Annotated in this window: 1 protein-coding gene; it reads left to right on the top strand. The window is 56.5% G+C overall.

Annotated features, from left to right (window positions below; translation table 11 throughout):
• Positions 1–21: 21 nt before the first annotated feature.
• Positions 22–547, top strand: a 526-nt coding sequence (locus tag H8730_RS18190) for a DUF7601 domain-containing protein (RefSeq protein ID WP_249290325.1), incomplete at its 3' end; no start/stop codon positions are given.

Here is a 547-nt window from a genome sequence, read left to right as displayed (position 1 = left end):
ATCACAAGCGGAGGCACCCTCATGCTCAAGCATGGGCAAAGTGCCATATTTGAGCAAATCCCGGTGGGGGTACTCTACACCGTCATCGAGCAGCCTGTCCCCGGCTATACTGTGGCGGGCACCAGACATACGGGAACGATCACTAAAGAAGGCTGTACGGCGCTGTTTACCAACACCTATGCCCCCAGCCGGATGGGGAGCCTGACCGTTACCAAGGAAGTCCTGGGCGACGGCGCGGATTTACAGAAGGAATTTACCTTTACCGCAGTGATAAACGGGCGGAGTGAACCCTTTGTATTAAAGCCCGGCGAGAGTAAAACCTTCCCGGCTCTGCCGGTGAGGATAGAGTACACCATCACCGAAGGCGACTACACAGCCGAGGGGTATATCGCCGCGGTGAAAACCTACACCGGAACCATTACCGGTGAGGAGGAACTGCTTCTGCCCTTTGTCAACGTCTACCAGGCGGAAGCAGAGCCGGGCAGCCTGACGGTGCAGAAAGAGGTTGTGGGCGACAATCCCGACCCGGACAAGGAATTTAGCTTTG

Source organism: Bianquea renquensis, from assembly GCF_014384895.1.
GTDB classification, from domain to species: Bacteria; Bacillota; Clostridia; order Lachnospirales; family Bianqueaceae; genus Bianquea; species Bianquea renquensis.
Note: the sequence above shows the minus strand (reverse complement) of the source record. Positions and strands in the feature narration are given on the sequence as shown.